Origin of the sequence: Cryobacterium shii (assembly GCF_004402595.1) — a bacterium.
GTDB classification, from domain to species: domain Bacteria; phylum Actinomycetota; class Actinomycetes; order Actinomycetales; family Microbacteriaceae; genus Cryobacterium; species Cryobacterium shii.
Genome location: NZ_SOFY01000011.1, coordinates 52,484 through 68,287, shown reverse-complemented (window position 1 = coordinate 68,287; position 15,804 = coordinate 52,484). Strand labels below are relative to the sequence as shown.

Here is a 15,804-nt window from a genome sequence, read left to right as displayed (position 1 = left end):
CGTGGATCTCACCCTCGACTTCGCCTGGATCGAAGCGGTCACCCTCGCGGGCGTGCGAATGGTGGCCTTCATAGTCGTAGCGCCGCCGTTCTCCTATAACGCGTTTCCGCTGCGCGTGAAGGGAATGCTGGCGCTCGGCCTCGCCCTGGCCGTCTCCCCGCGGGTCACCCCCGGGTACGTCTCGCCTGACACCGCCGGTTTCATCGTCGCGCTCCTGCTGGAGCTCCTGGTCGGCGGAGTGCTGGGTTTCCTCGTGCTCGTGATTTTCTCGGCGCTGCAGTCCGCGGGCAACCTGATCGACATGTTCGGGGGCTTCCAGCTGGCCCAGGGCTTCGACCCGCAGGCCATGGTCAACGGCGCCATGTTCACCCGGCTCTACCAGATGACGGCCCTCGCACTCCTGTTCGCGTCGGGCGGGTACCAGCTCATCATCGGCGGCCTCAGCCGCACCTTCGACGCGCTCCCGCTCGGGGGAGGGCTCGACCTCGCCGTGCCGATGCAGGCCGTCACCGCCGCCGTGGGCCAGATGGTCCTCGCGGCCGTTCAGATCGCCGGCCCGCTCATCGTCGTCCTGTTCCTCGCCGACGCCGGCCTCGGCCTGCTCACCCGGGTCGCCCCGGCCCTGAACGCCTTCGCCCTCGGCTTCCCGCTCAAGATCCTGATCACCCTCACCCTCGGCGCGGCCGGTTTCGTCGCGCTTCCGCGGATCGTCTCCTCGCTCACCGGCGACGCCGTGAGCACGATGCTGGGGGTGAAATAGATGTCCGACTCCGGTGAGAAGACCGAACAGGCGACCGAGAAACGGATGCGCGAGGTCCGGTCCAAGGGTCAACTCTCCAAGTCCCAGGACCTGACTGCATGGCTCGGGATCGGTGCGGCGGCGGTGATGACCCCGGTGACCGTCGGACTGGCCGCGCAGGCGGGAACCGGTCAGATGCTGAACATCCGGATGCTCATCGCCCGCCCGGACCCGGACCTCGCCGTGCAGATGCTCGGGGAATCGCTCGGCTCGATGGCGGGCATCCTCACGCCGATGCTGGCGACCGTCTTCGTCGTCGTGTTGGGCGGGGCCGTCGCACAGGGCGGGGTGCACTTCAAAAGGGTGGCCGGCAAGTATGAGCAGTTCAACCTGGTCACCGGCCTCGGGCGCACGTTCGGCGGTCAGGCCGTGTGGCAGGGGGTCAAAGCCCTGCTCAAGACCATCGCCGTCGGCGTGGTGCTCACCCTGGTGATCCAGGGGCTCACCCCCGTTCTGATGACCGCCGGCGGTCTGCCGGTGACAGCCCTGATCGACGCGGCGACGGGCGGGGCGGTCTCGCTGGTGCAGTCGGCCGTCATCGCCGGCCTCGTGCTCGCCGCGGCCGACGTCTTCGTCGTCATGAAGCGCAACCGCAAACGCACCCGGATGACCAAGAAGGAGGTCACCGACGAGAACAAGAGTTCCGAGGGTGACCCGCAGGTCAAGTCCCAGCGTCGATCGCGCCAGCTGGCGATGAGCCGCAATCGGATGATCGCCTCGGTCGCGACCGCCGACGTCGTGCTCGTCAATCCCACCCACTTCGCCGTCGCGCTCAGATACGAGCCGGGCAAGTCCGCGCCCCGCGTGGTCGCCAAGGGGGCCGGCGTGATCGCCGCCCGCATCCGCGAGCAGGCGGAAACCGACGGGGTGCCGATCGTGCGGGACATCCCGCTCGCCCGCGCCCTGCACAGCGCCTGCGACCTCGGCCAGGAGATCCCGATCGAGCTTTACAACGCGGTCGCCCGGGTGCTCGCCTTCGTGCTCGCCCTGAAGGCGCGCGGCTCCGGCGCCTCGACCGGCGTGCACACCATGAACGACCTTGCCCCGGCTTCAGGAGGCCTCCGATGAAAAGCACGTTCGCCAAGCTCGCCGTCCCGATCGGCGTCGTCGGCATCATCCTTCTGCTGGTCGTTCCGGTGCCGGCCGTGCTCCTGGACGTGCTGATCATCATCAACATCCTGCTCGGGCTGGTGGTGCTGCTGACGACCATGTTCGTCAAGAAACCCCTCGATTTCTCCGTGTTCCCCTCTCTGCTGCTGGTGGCCACCCTGTTCCGCCTGGGCCTGAACGTGGCCTCGACCCGGCTCGTCCTGGGCGACGGCTACGCCGGGCAGGTCATCGCCTCCTTCGGCCAGGTCGCGGTCGGCGGCTCGATCATCATCGGTGCCGTGATCTTCCTGATCCTGGTCGTGATCCAGTTCGTCGTCGTCACCAAGGGAGCTGAGCGGGTGGCGGAGGTCGGGGCGCGCTTCACCCTGGACGCCATGCCGGGCAAGCAGATGGCGATCGACGCGGACCTGAACGCCGGCCTGATCACCGACATCCAGGCCCGGGAACGCCGAGCCGAGGTGTCCGCCGAAGCCGACTTCTACGGCGCCATGGACGGCGCGTCCAAGTTCGTGAAGGGCGACGCGATCGCCGGGATCATCATCATCATCATCAACCTGGTCGGCGGTATCGCGATCGGCATGGTGCAGCGCGGCCTGTCGATCACCGATGCCATGAGCACCTACTCGCTCCTCACCATCGGCGACGGCCTCGTCACCCAGATCCCGGCCTTGCTGATGGCGGTCTCCACCGGCATGATCGTGACGCGTTCCAACGTGGAATCCGACATCGGCGCCACCGCATCCGCGCAGCTCACCCAATCCCGCAACGCCCTGATGATCGCCGGCGCCGCCGCGCTGCTGATGTCCCTCATCCCGGGCATGCCGATCATCCCCTTCGTCGTGATCGGGGTGGGCCTGATCGTGTTCTCCCAGCGGATCAAGGCGGGCGAGGCCCGCGAGCAGGCGGGGCGTGAGGCCGCTGTGAGCCTGGAGAGCCAGGCACCCCGGTCGGACACCCCTGAAGACCTGATCGAGACGATGCGGGTGCACGCCCTCGAGATCCTGCTCGCCCCCGACCTCGTGGACCTGGTCTCCGGCGCGCAGGATGACCTGCTCGCGCGGGTGCGCGCGCTGCGCCGCAAAATCGCGATGGACCTGGGCGTGGTCGTACCCCCCGTGCGCACCCGGGACAGTGTTGAACTGCCCTCGTCGACGTATGTGATCCGGATCGCGGGGGTCGAGGCCGGGCGCGGACTCGCCCCGGCCGGCAAGGTCCTCGCCCTCGGCGACTTCCTCGACGGGCTGCCCGGCACCGCAACGGTCGAGCCCGTCTTCGGGCTGGCCGGCAAGTGGGTGCCGAGCGAGATGCGGCACAGCGCCGAGATGGTCGGCGCGACGGTCATCGACCGGGTCTCGGTGCTGATCACCCACCTGTCCTCGATCATCACCGGCAACGCGGCGCGGCTCCTCACCCGGGAAGACGTGCGCGTGCTCACCGACGGCGTGCGGCAGGTCAATCCCGCCGCCGTCGACGACCTCATCCCCGGGATGCTCTCCCTCGCCGAGGTGCAGCGTGTGCTGCAGGGTCTGCTCGTCGAGCTCATCCCGATCAACGACCTTCCCCGCATTTACGAGGCGCTCTCCCTCCGGGCCAAGGTCTCGGCCGACCCGGAGGGGCTGATCGAGGCTGCCAGGCAGGCGCTCGGCCCGGCGCTCACCGCCCAGTACCTCGACGAGGGACTGCTCCGCGTGATCATGATCGAACCCGCTCTCGAGCAGTCCATGCTCGAAGGCATGCGCCCCTCCGAGCAGGGCTCCCAGATCATGCTGGAGCCGCACCGGATCGACGCCATCCTCGGTTCGCTCAAGTCCTCCCTGGCCGCGGTCGAGGAGAGCGGCCTGACCGCCGTACTGGTCTGCGCTCCCGCCCTGCGACCGGCGATCCGGCGCATGGTGTCGGCCCAGGCCGGCGGGCTGCCCGTGCTGTCCTACCTCGAGGTGACGAGCGCGAACGTCGGCATCGAGACCGTGGGGGTGGTCCGTGGAACGGAAACGATTTCAGCTTGAGGGTGCCAGCCTGCCGGAGCTGAAGGCTCGCGTGTTCTTGGAGCACGGAGCGGATGCCCGCATCGTCGCGGCCGAGCGGGTCACCGTGGGCGGCATCCATGGATTCTTCGCCCGCCGTCATCTCGAGGTGACGGTCGAGGTGCCCGTGCCCACGCGCCGGCGACGTGCAGCCCATGTGCAGCCGGATCGGCAGACGCGACTCGGGCTCGCGGCACTGCTGGACGAGGCGGACGAGGCCGAAGCCCGCCTGCAGGCGGTGGCGGAACCGCGCCTGTCGACCGCCTCCGACGACTTCGCCCACCTGATGGACGAACTCACTTTCACGACGGCCGGTCCGGTGACGGATGAGCGCGGCCCGGGGCCTCAGATCGTACCCGTACCGGCCACACGGGTGCCGGCAGCAGCCGCCCCCGCCACGCCGCCGCGTCCGTTGGCCGGGCACGGTGATCTCGTGCTGATCATCGGTCGGGCCGACGCGGCGTTCCCGGTCGCGCGGGCGATGGCGTCCCGGAGCGGCGCCGGATCATCCCCTCTGGTCGCCGGTGTGCTGTCTACGGCGAGGAGCGGACGGGTCACGGACCGGCGCACGGCCCTGGCGGCCCGAGCCCGCGCGGTGGATCAGGGCGAGACGGTCTTCGTGGCCTTCGGCCTGGAGTCCGATGACGAAGCCGGGGAGGCGGCTGCGGACGAGGCCGCGATCCTGGCTGCGGTGGGCGCAGACCAGGTCTGGGTGGTCGTGGATGCCGGCCGCAAGGCCGAGGACACCGCCGCCTGGGTATCGCGCCTGTCCGCGCACCTCTCCCTCGACGCGGTCGCCGTGATCGAGGCCGGGTCCACAGCGTCGCCGGAGACGATCGACGAGTTGGGACTGCCGGTGGGGTGGATCGACGGTTCCGAGGCGACCTCGGCGACGATGGCGGGTTTGAGGCCGAGCCTCACCGACCGGGCCAACCGGTCAAGCTAGGCTGAACAGGTGCTGGTTCTAACACGCAAACAGGGGGAGAAGATCCTCATCGGTGATGACATCGTCATCACCGTCCTTGATGTGCGCGGTGACAGCATCCGCATCGGCGTCGATGCCCCGCGCGGGGTCAAGATCCAGCGCGACGAGGTACTGCGTGCCGTCACCGAGGCGAACATCACGGCGAGCCAGGCCGGTCAGGCCGACCCGGATGCCGAGGCCCGACTGAAGGCCACCCTCGGCCTCCTCACCCCGCCGCCCACACCGGCCGGCTAGCACCCACGGCCGGCTAGCGCACGTCTAGCTGACCCACGTCTCCTCGCAGCCTGCGCCAGTGCGCGTGCGCTCGCCTGCACCAGCGCGCGTTCCCCCAACGAATTCGACGGAGATTTTGCCCGGACCGGCGCGAACGGGGCCGAAACGGACCGGAATCGCACTTCGGCGACAAAATCTCCGTCGAATTGGTTCCACGCCGTGCCGGGGGCGACGGATGAGACGGACGAGACGCGAACGGCCTCAGTACGGCGACGTTTCCGTCGCCGTACTGAGGCCGTTCGCGAGGCTGTCCCTGTCGTTACGCCGGGACGTGGTCCAGGCGTGCAACGCCGATCTTCGAGTCAGCCATGCCGTAGAACACGAACAGCTGCCCGTCGATCTCCTCGATCGCGGTCGGGAAGACGACGTTCGGCACGATGCCGCTGATCTCGTCGGGCGTCTCCGCCTTGAGAAGCGGCTCGCTGGTGCGCTGCAGAATGATCGTGGGGTCGTCGGCGTCGAGGATCATCGCGCCGGCGGCGTAGTTGACCTTCTGCTGCTGCGAGAACGCTCCGTCGATCGTGCCGGTGACACCGTGGTGCATCAGCAGCCAGCCCTCCGGTACGCGCAGGGGGGCCGGTCCGCCGCCGATCTTGAGCGCTTCGAACGGGAATTCCGGGCCGGCCAGGAACTTGTGGCCGCCCCAGAAGGTGAGCCTCGTCAGGTCGGCGAGCACGTCGGCGACGGGCACGTAGCTGATCCAGATGCTCTGCCTGGTGTCGGTGACGCCGGCCGGGACCCGCACGCCCTCGCCGGGCTTGACCTCGCTGAGGTCCCACATCGGGCGGTGCAGTACGGCGAAGCTTTCCACGCCGTTCGGGCCGGAGACGGGCTCCGGGAAGAACACGGTGTCCTTGTTGTGGAACAGGTTCAGGTCCATGTCCAGCGCGTCGTCGTAGGCGAAGAGAGCCGGGCCAAGCCGGCGCCATTCGCGCAGGTCCGATGACACGGCGACGGCCGTGCGCGGGCCGAGGGGGCCGTAGGCGACGTAGGTCATGACGTGCAAACCGAGGCGGGGGATGAACGTGACCCGGGGGTCTTCGACGCCGGCGTTGTTCGCGCCGCGCTCCCAGCCCCGGTCGGGCTCGAGGACGATGCCCTCGCGTTCGACGCCCGTGGGGACGCCGTCCGTGATGATGACCCGGGCCAGGCCGACCCGGGAGACGTTGCCCGTCGCGACGAGGCGGGGGAGCAGGTACAGGGTCCCATCCGCGGTGTGGCCGGTCCCGGGGTTCAGGACTCCTTCGGCCTCGAGGGCGTTGCCCTTTTCCGGCGTCATGATGATGCCCATGCGGGTCAGTCGGTAGGGGAATTCTGTGGGGGTGGGCATGTCTAACCTTTCACGCCGGAGCCGATATTGTTCGACACGAAGTGCCGTTGGAAGAGGATGAACAGAAGCACAGCAGGACCGGCGAGGACGCAGGCCCCGGCAAGGACCGCCCCGAACGGGTTCGCCGCGGTGGCCGCGACGTTGCTGAGGTAGTTGGCGAGTGAAACCGCGAGCGGCTGGAGGGACGCCTCCTTGGTGATCAGGAATGGCCAGAGGAATTCGTTCCACGGGCCGATGAAGGTCAGGAGCACGACGGTCAGCAGGGCGGGCCGAACGAGAGGCAGCGCGATCCGGCGGAGAATGCGCAGCTCGCCGGCCCCGTCGATCCGCGCGGCATCGAAGAGTTCCTTCGGGATCTGCAAGAAGTACTGTCTGAAGATGATCACGGCCGTGGAGCTGATGGCGAACGGCAGGATCATGCCCACGTAGTTGTCCGCGAGACCGTAGTCCCTGGCGATCATCACGTACAGCGGGATCATCAGGAGCTGGAACGGGACCACCTGCACCAGCAGGGCGAGCGCGAAGGTGACCCCGCGGCCGCGCCACTGGAGCTGGGCGAGGGCGTAGCCCACGAGCACCCCGAACACCACGGTGCAGAGGATCACACCGCCGGTGAAGATGCCCGAGTTGAGCAGCCCCTGCATCAGGTTGATCCGGCTGTTGATGTCGCCGTAGTTGGCCAGGGTGAGGTTCGCCGGATTCGGGAAGGCGCCGGCGACCGACGGGTCGGGCGTCTCCTGCAGCGAGCCGATGACCATGTAGTAGAACGGGAACAGAAACACGAGTGCCCCCACGGCCAGGACCACGCCGCGCAGGATGTTCTGCTTGCGGGTCATGATTCGTCACCTCCCGCGAGCTTGCGCTGGATGAACGCGAGGATGAGGACTCCGATCACGAGGATGACTCCGATCGCGGCCGCCGTGTCGGGCGACCCCTGTTCGATTCCGCGCTGGTACATCATCAGTACGGGTGAGGAGGATGCCCCGTTGGGGCCGCCGCCGCCGGTGAGGAGGTACGGCTCCGTGAAGAGATTCGCCCCCGTGACGGTGGAGAGCAGCAGCACGAGCACGGTGGCGGGACGCACGCCCGGCACGGTGACCGAGAAGAAGCTGCGGATCTTGCCGGCACCATCGGTCGCGGCGGCCTCGTAGAGTTCCTCCGACACGTTCTGCAGGGCGGCCAGGTAGAGCAGGATGAAGAATCCGAGGCCCTTCCAGGTCACGAAGATCGCGATGGTGGGCATCGCCCAGGTCTCGTTGATCAGCCAGGGCGGGTCGGGTGCGAGCGGCCCGAGAATCTGGTTGACCAGGCCGTTGCCGCTGAACAGGAAGATCCAGACGCCCACGACCGCGACGCTCGCGGTCACATACGGCACGTAGTACGACACCCGCAGGAACGTGCGGAATCGCACGGCCTTGTTCAGGGCGTTGGCGAGCACGAGGGAGAGGACGACCGTCAGTGGGACGTTGATCAGCAGGAAGATCCCCACGTTGCCGAACGAACGGATGATGGCCGGGTCGCTGAGCACTTCCCGGAAATTGTCGAGGCCGACGAAGGGCCGGTCGACCTGGGCGCCTGGAGCGGCGAAGAAGTAGTCGTGGAAGGACATCCAGAAGGCGAACACGAGTGGGTACGCGAAGACCGCCAGGACGAAAATGAGGTAGGGCGTGCTGAGCAGGAGCCCGAAGGGGTTCTTTCCCAGTAAGGGGCGCCTGCGGCGCCGACGGGCGCCCCCGCCGGGAGGTGTTTGTGACCTCCCGGCGGCGGGCCGTTGTGCTGTCGAAGTGGACATTGTCGGGTTACGGCTGGGCGATCAGTTTGTCGATCTTGGCTGCCGCGCCGTCCAGGGCTGCGGGGATCTCACCCTCGCCGCTGATGACCGTCTTGGTGTACATGTCACGGAATGCCTGCCATGCGGCCACGGAGTTGGGGACGTTGGGCACCTCGACCGTGCGGGACGCCTGGTCACCGAACTGCTCGTAGGCCGGGTTGGCCGCGAAGTACTCGGGGAACACCGTGGTCAGGTCCTGGCGCAGCGGCATCTGGCCGGTCAGGTCGAGCAGCTGGCCGTCCTGTTCCTCGCTGGTCGCGAATTTCAGCACGTCCCAGGCGGTCGCCTGGTTCTTGCAGGCCGTGAACATGCCCACGTTCTTCGCATCGCTGAACGTGAAGGTCTCCTGAGCGGGTGTGCCCTCACTGGTGGGAACGGGAACCGCGCCCCAGTTGACGGCATCCTTGTACACCGACACGGCCCACGGGCCGACGATGGACATGGCCGCCTGGCCATCGGCGAAGGAGTCGCCCTGGTACTGCTCCTTGCCGGCGAGACCCTCGGCGTACAGGGTCTTCCAGAACTCCGCCACCTTGGCGCCGTCGGGGGTGTTGAAGGTGGACTTGCCGTCTTCGATCAGCTGCGTGCCACCCGTCTCGGCGGCGTACAGCGGGTAGAAGTCGAACCAGCTCTGGAAGAACTGGCTGGTGGGCGCCGGGTAGATGGCGTTGGGTGCTGCGCCGCTCTCGACCAGGGTGCGCGAGGTGGCGAGGAACTCGTCGTAGGTGGCGAGCTTCGGGTTCTCCGGGTCGAGGCCGGCTTTGGCGAACATGTCCTTGTTGTAGAAGATCATGACGGGGTTGGATTTCCACGGCATCTGGTAGAACTTGCCGTCGGCGCTCTTGTACTGCGCGGCAGCGTCGCCGGTGCGCTTCTCGATGTACGCGGTACCGTCCTTGAAGCTGGACAGGTTGACGAGACCACCCTGCTTCTCGAATTGCGGCACGGCGACGGGCGCCGTGTTGAAGACCAGGCACGGGGCGTTGCCGGCCGTGATGGCGGCTCCGATGACTTCCTCGCTGCTCTTGCCGGCCGGAATCTCCTGTGCCTTCACCTTTTCATCCGGGTTCTTGGTGTTCCAGGCCTCCACCATCTGTTTGCCCCAGGCGATTTCGGACTCGTTGTTCGAGTACCAGATGGTGATCGGTCCACGACTCGTGGCGGCATCCCCGGATGCCCCACCGGACGCGCAGGCGCTGAGCGCCAGGATCGCGGTGGCCGAAGCCGCCGTGACGGTAAGCAGACGCCTCGCCATTCGATTGTTGTGCATTTCGTTCTCCATTTCTGCTCCGCAGCAGCCTTGCTGCGGGAGGTCTATGTGGGCTACCAGGGATTGAGTGGTGGTGCGGTGGAGCCGCGGATCACGAGCCGGGCGGCGGGGAGGTCGACGTCGTCGGCCGTTCCGTTCTCCATCAGGGCGAGCAGCGTGGTCGCCGCGGCCCGGCCCCAGACCATGGGCGCGGCACTGACGGTCGTCAGCGGCGGGTACACGTAGCGGGAGAAATCGATGTCATCGTAGCCCGTGATCGACAGGTCCTCGGGAACCCGGATGCCGAGCTCGTGGGCGACTCCGAGGCCCGCGATGGCCATCGGGTCGTTGGCGAAGACGATCGCGGTCGGCGGCCGGTCCTGGGTGAGGAGCCGGCGGGTGGCGTCCGAGCCGTCCGCCATGGAGAAGTCCGTTTCGACGGTCTGGCCCTCGGGCAGTCCCGCGTCCCGGAGCGCCGCGGCGAAAGCCTCCCGGCGCCTGCTGCCGTGCAGCAGGGCCGAGTTGCCCGCGACGTGCGCGATGCGGCGGTGGCCGAGGGTGACCAGGTGCGCCACCGAGGCGGTGATCCCCGGGCTGTCGTCCACGGATACGGCGGGAAACGGGCTGTCGCCGTCTGGGCGGCCGAGCGTGACGGCCGGGAGGCCCAGTTCGGACAGGAGCGGAATGCGGGGGTCGTTGTGTCGCAGGTCGCTGAGGAAGACGCCGTCGACCCGGCCGTCGGCGACGAGTGAGCGGTAGGTCTTCACTTCCCTCGCCTCGTCGGGCACGACGCTGAGCACGAGGGTGCGGCCCTGGTCGGTGAGGATGCTCTCGACGCCCGCGATGAAGGAGGTGAAGAACGGGTCGGAGGCGAGCACATCGGGGTTCCGGGCGATGACGAAGCCCAGGGCGAAGGAGCGCTGGGTGGAGAGCGACCGGGCGCGGAGGGAGGGCTTCCAGCCGAGTTCGGTGGCAACCTGCAGGATGCGGGCGCGGGTCTCGGCCGCGACGCCGGGGCGGTCGTTCAGGGCGAAGGACACGAGCCCCTTGCTGACGCCGGCCTGCTTGGCGACGACGGCGATCGTGACTTTCTCGCGGTTCACGGGTGGCCTCCTCATTGACAGCCGATCCAACTGAACCGGTTTAGAGGAAGGCTATACCGGTTTAGTCCGCCTCGTCAAGGTCCGGCCCGGATCCGCCCCGCACCCCGGGCGGCGGTTTCCGTGTCCCGGGTCCCCGCCCCATTGAAGGCCCGTCTCCCGCGGCCTATCGTGAGGGCACCATGGAATGGTTCGATGCGGGAGACTATGAGGTCGCGCGGCAGGTACTGCAGCGCGGCGTTGCGGCGTGCTATCTGATCGGCTTCGTCTCGGCAATCAACCAGTTCCCCGTGCTGCTGGGCGACCGAGGTCTGCTCCCGGTGGCCCGGTTCACCCGGCAGGTGCGATTCCGCCAGTCCCCGAGCCTGTTCCACTGGCGCTACTCCGACCGGATGCTGCGCGTGCTTGCGTGGTCGGGGGCCGGTCTGGCGGCGGCCCTGGTGGCCGGCCTGCCCCAACTCGCACCGCCCTGGCTGCCGATGGCGTGCTTCCTCCTGCTCTTCGCCGCCTACCTGTCGATCGTCAACGTGGGCCAGACGTTCTACTCGTTCGGCTGGGAGAGCCTGCTGCTGGAGGCCGGCTTCGTGGTGGCGTTCCTCGGCTCCAACGACGTGGCTCCTCCGCTGGTCGTGATCCTGTTCTGCCGCTGGCTCCTGTTCCGCCTGGAGTTCGGCGCCGGCCTGATCAAGATCCGCGGCGGCCAGGAGTGGCGCGACCTGACCGCTTTGTACTACCACCACGAGACCCAGCCGATGCCGAACCCGGTCAGCTGGTTCGTGCACCACCTGCCGAAGTGGTTCCACCGCGGCGAGGTCCTGGGCAACCACTTCGCCCAGCTCGTCGTGCCGTTCTTCCTGTTCGCGCCCCAGCCCCTCGCATCCGTTGCCGGCCTGATCGTGATCCTGACCCAGGGCTGGCTCGTGCTCACCGGCAACTTCGCCTGGCTCAACTGGATCACCATCGTGCTCGCCTTCTCCGCGATCGACGACACCAGCATCCGGTTCGTGCTCGGCCTGGCCCCGCCGGCGCCGGCGGGGGAGACGCCGCTCTGGTTCGTCGTCGTGGTGCTCGCCGCGACCGGGTTCCTGCTGGTGCTGAGCTGGTGGCCGCTGCGCAACCTGTTCGCCCGCCGCCAGCTGATGAACGCGAGTTTCAACCGCTACCACCTGGTGAACGCCTACGGCGCTTTCGGCACGGTCACGAAGGAGCGCTTCGAGGTGGTCGTGGAGGGCAGCGACGCCGCCGACCCCGGCGACGAGTCCGGGTGGCTGGCCTACGAGTTCCGAGGCAAACCGGGCGATCCGGCGCGGATGCCCCGCCAGTTCGCGCCGTACCACCTCCGGCTCGACTGGCTGATGTGGTTCCTGGCGCTCGGAACCCGCGACACCCGGTGGTTCGAGATGCTCCTGGCCCGGCTGCTCGAGGGGGACCGGGCGACACTGCGGATGCTGCGCGCGAACCCCTTCCCGTCCGGCCCGCCCCGGTACGTGCGTGCCCGGGTCTTCCTGTACCGGTTCTCCACCCCAGCCGAGCGTCGCGCGACCGGCGACTGGTGGGTGCGCTCCGAGGTCGGAATGCTCGTGCCCCCCGTCTCCCTTCCCGGAGGGACCCGTGCCTGACGTCAACGTGGTCGGTGCCGGACCCAACGGCCTCGCAGCCGCGGTCGTGCTGGCCCGGGCCGGCCTGTCGGTGCAGGTGATCGAGCAGTCCGGGGCGGCGGGCGGGGCCCTGCGCACGCAGGAGCTGACCCTGCCGGGATTCCGGCACGACGTCGGCTCCGCCGTGCACCCCGCCGCCCTGGCCTCCCCGTTCTTCCGGGAATTCGGCTTGACCGGGCGGGTGCCGTTCATCGTCCCCGAGATCTCCTACGCGCATCCGCTGGACGGCGGGCAGGCCGCGGTCGCCTGGCTGAACCTCGACCGCACGGCCGACGCCCTGGGCCGGGACTCGCGTGCTTGGGCGCGGGTGTTCCAGCCCCTGCTGAACCGCCTCGACGGCGTGGTGGGCTTCACCGGCAATCAGCTGCTCCGCTGGCCCGACGACCCCGTGGCCGCGGCCGCCTTCGGCGCACGGGTGCTCCTGCTCGGCACGGCGGCCCGGCGCCTCGTGTTCCGGACAGAGGCGGCGGCGGCGCTCTTCGCCGGCGTGGCCGCCCACACCCCCGGCCGGCAGCCGTCCCCGGCCTCGGCGGGCGCGGGGCTGCTGCTCGCCGCGCACGCCCACGGCCGCGGCTGGGGGTACCCGGTCGGCGGTTCCCAGGCCATCGCCGACGCGCTCGTCGCCGATCTGCTCGCGCACGGCGGCAGCCTGCGGCTGGACACCGAGGTGCGTTCCCCGTCCGACCTGGAGCCCGCCCGGGTCACCCTGCTCGACACGTCGCCGGGCTTCCTCGCCCGGTTCGCCGGCCCCCGCCTGCCCGATCGGTACCGCCGGGCACTGGCGCGCTTCCGCTACGGCGCCGGGGTGGCGAAGGTCGACTTCGCCCTCTCCGGCCCGGTCCCGTGGACGAATCCGGATGTGGCCCGGTCGCCCACGGTGCACGTCGGCGGCACCCGGGCCGAGGTGGTCGGCGCCGAACGCGAGGTGGCCCGGGGGCGGTCGGCGGAGCATCCGTTCGTGCTGGTCACCCAGCCCAGCGTGCTCGATCCCACGCGGGCGCCGGCGGGCTGCCACGTGCTGTGGGCCTACGCCCACGTGCCGCCCGGCTCGGACGAGGACCTGACCGAGGCGATCGTGTTGCAGATCGAGCGCTTCGCGCCCGGATTCCGGGACACGATCCTGGCCAGCACCGCCCGGTCCGCCCGGGGGATGGCCGCGCAGGACCCGAACCTCGTCGGCGGCGACATCCTCGGCGGCGTGGTGTCGCTCCGCCAGCTCGTCAAACGCCCGGTGGTGTCATCCCGGCCCTGGCGGACGCCGGTCCCCGGCCTCTACCTCTGCTCGGCGTCGACCCCGCCCGGTCCCGCCGTGCACGGCATGAACGGATGGTACGCGGCCACCCTGGTCCTGCGGCACGAGTTCGGCCTCGACGCGTTCCCGTCGCTCGCGCCCGACAGCACGGCACCCGACAGCGCCCGCGCCTGAGCAGCGCCACGGCTCGGGGTCAGTCCTCATCCGTCTCGTACCGGGCCGGCTGTTCGGGTGCGCGGAGGCGGTCGATCTCCCGGCGTTCCCGCTTGGTCGGGCGCCCGGCGCCGCGATCGCGCATCGGGAGCAGCGCCACCTCCTCCCGGGGCGGGGGCGGCGGGGTCATGTCGACGAAGCACTCCGCCGCGACCGGCGCGCCGACGCGCTTGGTGACGATCTTCGCCACCACCAGCACCCGGTCGAAGCCGCTGCTGCGCACCCGCACCTCGTCGCCCACGCGCACGGGCTGGGCCGACTTGGCCCGTTCGCCGTTGACCTTGACGTGACCGGCCCGGCAGGCCGCGGTGGCCTGGGAGCGGGTCTTGAACATCCGCACGCCCCAGGTCCAGCTGTCGACGCGGGCTGAGCCCAGAGGTTCCATGCCTCGACTCTAGGCCAGGCGGCTAGAACGGTCCGAGCATCACCCAGGCGATGAGCAGCATCGTGACCAGGAAACCGGTCAGGAAGTTGAGCCAGAGAAACCGCTTCCAGCCCGCGTTCGCGGTCTCCGCGCGCTCGTCCGTGACCGAGCGGAACGGCCAGGCCGCACCGATGTACGGCAGCGCGAGCACCGCGCCGAGCAGTCCGGGCCAGCCGGTGAAGAGCATCAGCAGCCCGGCGAGGGCCCAGAACGCGATCGCCAGGCGAACGGTGCGCGCCGCGCCGAGTGCGGTCGCGATCGAGGCGATCCCGCCTTCCCGGTCCGGCACGATGTCCTGCACCGCGCCGAACGCGTGGCTCGCCATGCCCCAGAGGAAGAACGCGAGGAGCAGGGCCACCAGCCCGGGCGTGAAGACGGCGCCGGCCACGACCAGGCCGTAGACCGCGGGGCTGACGAAGTGCGTGCTCGACGTCGCCGAGTCGATGAACGGGCGTTCCTTGAACCGGAGGCCGGGCACCGAATAGGCGGCGACGGCGAACAGGCTGATCGCGAGCACGAGCCAGGACAACGGATGCCCCGTGCCGGCCAGCAGGAGCATCGCCGCGAGCACGGGAACCGCGGTCACCACCCCGGCGACCAGCACCAGCCGGTGCAGGCCCGGGTCGAGCATGGCGCCCTCGACGCCGCCCTTGCGCGGGTTGCGGAGGTCGGACTCGTAGTCGAAGACGTCGTTGATGCCGTACATCAGCAGGTTGTAGGGAATCAGGAAGAACAGCGTTCCCACGATGAGCAGGGCGTCGACCCGGCCCGTGGTCACGATGTAGGCGGCCGCGAACGGGTAGGCCGTGTTGACCCAACTCAGCGGCCGCGACGAGAGCAACACCTGGCGGGTCTTCCACAGCGTGGGGGTGGGGGTCTCAGTCATCGGTCTCAGTCATTCGTTTTCTTTCCAGCAGCGCCCAGACCGCGGGCAGCAGGAGCGCTGCCCCCACAGGATAGGCGAAGTCTTCGATCGGGGCCACACCGATGCGCAGCCCGGAGATCCGGTTCGGATCGTAGTCGACCAGCCCGATCGCGATCATGATGTTGTCGAAAATGGCCGTCAGCACGATCACGACGGCCAGAGCTATCAGGGTGGCGGCGATCCCGCGCCGGGAGAGCGCGCCGCGGCGAACGGCCACGAGGTACACGGCCGCCGCGAGCACGAGGAAGACACTGTTCAGGAGCAGGTACGTCATCCGTGTGTCCCGTCGTCGACGCCGGGGCGGGCCGGCCGGGCGCCCCGCCGCCCCAGGAGGAGGCGCGCGCCCTGCACCGCGTTCAGGGTGAGGTAGCAGAGGAAGGTGAGGAAGACGAGTTCCTCCACCGGCAGCTCCGGGGCCAGCTGCAGGCCCGTCATCAGGTCGGTCTCGCCGCGATAGAAGATGCCCAGACCGATCCCGAAAAGGTCCCAGAGCAGGAAATACGCCACCCCCGCGCCGAGCACCACGGATGCCCGCACCGGGTTCTGCCAGAAGGACAGCCGGAAGCGCGCGTCGAGCAGCACCATCGCGCCCAGGCTCGCCAGCAGGGTCAGCAGGTAGGCGACCTGCACC

The 15,804-nt window shown here is 69.1% G+C and carries 16 protein-coding genes; 7 read left to right on the top strand and 9 right to left on the bottom strand.

What is annotated here, in order from left to right:
* Position 1: 1 nt before the first annotated feature.
* From E3O49_RS02055 to csrA, 5 genes are read left to right on the top strand one after another with little or no spacing between them, the layout of a single operon-like run.
* Positions 2–760: a flagellar biosynthetic protein FliR gene (locus tag E3O49_RS02055; protein ID WP_134402525.1), complete on the top strand. Its 759-nt coding sequence runs from the start codon at positions 2–4 to the stop codon at positions 758–760.
* The gene (locus E3O49_RS02050) at positions 761–1,867 is read left to right on the top strand and encodes an EscU/YscU/HrcU family type III secretion system export apparatus switch protein (protein ID WP_134402524.1); all 1,107 of its coding nucleotides are present in this window, start codon (positions 761–763) and stop codon (positions 1,865–1,867) included.
* Positions 1,864–3,915 carry a flagellar biosynthesis protein FlhA gene (locus E3O49_RS02045; protein ID WP_134402523.1) on the top strand — a complete coding sequence of 684 codons (2,052 nt, stop codon included), beginning with the start codon at positions 1,864–1,866 and terminating at the stop codon, positions 3,913–3,915. The genes E3O49_RS02050 and E3O49_RS02045 overlap by 4 nt, the downstream gene beginning before the upstream one ends.
* On the top strand, positions 3,890–4,879 hold the full coding sequence (locus E3O49_RS02040) for a hypothetical protein (RefSeq protein WP_134406092.1): 990 nt from the start codon (positions 3,890–3,892) through the stop codon (positions 4,877–4,879). Before E3O49_RS02045 ends, E3O49_RS02040 begins: the two co-directional genes overlap by 26 nt.
* Positions 4,880–4,888: 9 nt before the next feature.
* Complete coding sequence (gene csrA / locus E3O49_RS02035; RefSeq protein ID WP_134450915.1) at positions 4,889–5,152, top strand: carbon storage regulator CsrA; 264 nt, start codon at positions 4,889–4,891, stop codon at positions 5,150–5,152.
* A 298-nt stretch (positions 5,153–5,450) separates the two neighbouring features.
* On the opposite strand, the gene E3O49_RS02030 is transcribed toward csrA, so the two are convergent.
* Genes E3O49_RS02030 through E3O49_RS02010 form a run of 5 tightly spaced genes read right to left on the bottom strand, consistent with a single transcriptional unit; the run spans position 5,451 to position 10,704 of the window.
* On the bottom strand, positions 5,451–6,521 hold the full coding sequence (locus tag E3O49_RS02030) for a glycoside hydrolase family 130 protein (protein ID WP_134367483.1): 1,071 nt from the start codon (positions 6,519–6,521) through the stop codon (positions 5,451–5,453).
* 2 nt (positions 6,522–6,523) lie between these two features.
* Positions 6,524–7,357 carry a carbohydrate ABC transporter permease gene (locus tag E3O49_RS02025; RefSeq protein ID WP_134450913.1) on the bottom strand — a complete coding sequence of 278 codons (834 nt, stop codon included), beginning with the start codon at positions 7,355–7,357 and terminating at the stop codon, positions 6,524–6,526.
* A complete protein-coding gene (locus E3O49_RS02020; protein WP_134367479.1) occupies positions 7,354–8,313 on the bottom strand; it encodes a carbohydrate ABC transporter permease in 960 nt (319 codons plus the stop codon). The genes E3O49_RS02025 and E3O49_RS02020 overlap by 4 nt, the downstream gene beginning before the upstream one ends.
* Positions 8,314–8,320: 7 nt before the next feature.
* On the bottom strand, positions 8,321–9,622 hold the full coding sequence (locus E3O49_RS02015; protein ID WP_370261701.1) for a sugar ABC transporter substrate-binding protein: 1,302 nt from the start codon (positions 9,620–9,622) through the stop codon (positions 8,321–8,323).
* A gap of 53 nt (positions 9,623–9,675) precedes the next feature.
* A complete protein-coding gene (locus E3O49_RS02010; RefSeq protein WP_241978667.1) occupies positions 9,676–10,704 on the bottom strand; it encodes a LacI family DNA-binding transcriptional regulator in 1,029 nt (342 codons plus the stop codon).
* A gap of 179 nt (positions 10,705–10,883) precedes the next feature.
* Here E3O49_RS02010 and E3O49_RS02005 point away from each other — a divergent pair, with 179 nt between their 5' ends.
* Both E3O49_RS02005 and E3O49_RS02000 read left to right on the top strand, forming a co-directional pair.
* A complete protein-coding gene (locus E3O49_RS02005; RefSeq protein ID WP_134367476.1) occupies positions 10,884–12,320 on the top strand; it encodes a lipase maturation factor family protein in 1,437 nt (478 codons plus the stop codon).
* Positions 12,313–13,785, top strand: a complete 1,473-nt coding sequence (locus tag E3O49_RS02000) for a phytoene desaturase family protein (protein ID WP_134450911.1) — start codon at positions 12,313–12,315, stop codon at positions 13,783–13,785. Before E3O49_RS02005 ends, E3O49_RS02000 begins: the two co-directional genes overlap by 8 nt.
* 19 nt (positions 13,786–13,804) lie before the next feature.
* On the opposite strand, the gene E3O49_RS01995 is transcribed toward E3O49_RS02000, so the two are convergent.
* Genes E3O49_RS01995 through E3O49_RS01980 form a run of 4 tightly spaced genes read right to left on the bottom strand, consistent with a single transcriptional unit; the run spans position 13,805 to position 15,803 of the window.
* Positions 13,805–14,209 (bottom strand): RNA-binding S4 domain-containing protein, encoded by a 405-nt coding sequence (locus E3O49_RS01995; RefSeq protein ID WP_134367472.1) that lies wholly within the window; start codon positions 14,207–14,209, stop codon positions 13,805–13,807.
* A 22-nt stretch (positions 14,210–14,231) separates the two neighbouring features.
* The gene (locus tag E3O49_RS01990) at positions 14,232–15,134 is read right to left on the bottom strand and encodes a prenyltransferase (protein WP_134367470.1); all 903 of its coding nucleotides are present in this window, start codon (positions 15,132–15,134) and stop codon (positions 14,232–14,234) included.
* Complete coding sequence (locus E3O49_RS01985; RefSeq protein ID WP_134367468.1) at positions 15,127–15,447, bottom strand: lycopene cyclase domain-containing protein; 321 nt, start codon at positions 15,445–15,447, stop codon at positions 15,127–15,129. Before E3O49_RS01985 ends, E3O49_RS01990 begins: the two co-directional genes overlap by 8 nt.
* A complete protein-coding gene (locus E3O49_RS01980) occupies positions 15,444–15,803 on the bottom strand; it encodes a lycopene cyclase domain-containing protein (protein WP_134367466.1) in 360 nt (119 codons plus the stop codon). The genes E3O49_RS01985 and E3O49_RS01980 overlap by 4 nt, the downstream gene beginning before the upstream one ends.
* Position 15,804 lies beyond the last annotated feature (1 nt).

What these genes read in the sequence shown, in the direction of transcription:
- E3O49_RS01990 (WP_134367470.1), bottom strand. Translation starts at nt 15,134, where the DNA reads ATGACTGAGACCCCCACCCCCACGCTGTGGAAGACCCGCCAGGTGTTG.
- E3O49_RS02015 (WP_370261701.1), bottom strand. Translation starts at nt 9,622, where the DNA reads ATGCACAACAATCGAATGGCGAGGCGTCTGCTTACCGTCACGGCGGCT.
- E3O49_RS02005 (WP_134367476.1), top strand. Translation starts at nt 10,884, where the DNA reads ATGGAATGGTTCGATGCGGGAGACTATGAGGTCGCGCGGCAGGTACTG.
- E3O49_RS02020 (WP_134367479.1), bottom strand. Translation starts at nt 8,313, where the DNA reads ATGTCCACTTCGACAGCACAACGGCCCGCCGCCGGGAGGTCACAAACA.
- E3O49_RS02030 (WP_134367483.1), bottom strand. Translation starts at nt 6,521, where the DNA reads ATGCCCACCCCCACAGAATTCCCCTACCGACTGACCCGCATGGGCATC.
- E3O49_RS02050 (WP_134402524.1), top strand. Translation starts at nt 761, where the DNA reads ATGTCCGACTCCGGTGAGAAGACCGAACAGGCGACCGAGAAACGGATG.
- E3O49_RS02045 (WP_134402523.1), top strand. Translation starts at nt 1,864, where the DNA reads ATGAAAAGCACGTTCGCCAAGCTCGCCGTCCCGATCGGCGTCGTCGGC.
- E3O49_RS01985 (WP_134367468.1), bottom strand. Translation starts at nt 15,447, where the DNA reads ATGACGTACCTGCTCCTGAACAGTGTCTTCCTCGTGCTCGCGGCGGCC.
- E3O49_RS02025 (WP_134450913.1), bottom strand. Translation starts at nt 7,357, where the DNA reads ATGACCCGCAAGCAGAACATCCTGCGCGGCGTGGTCCTGGCCGTGGGG.
- E3O49_RS01995 (WP_134367472.1), bottom strand. Translation starts at nt 14,209, where the DNA reads ATGGAACCTCTGGGCTCAGCCCGCGTCGACAGCTGGACCTGGGGCGTG.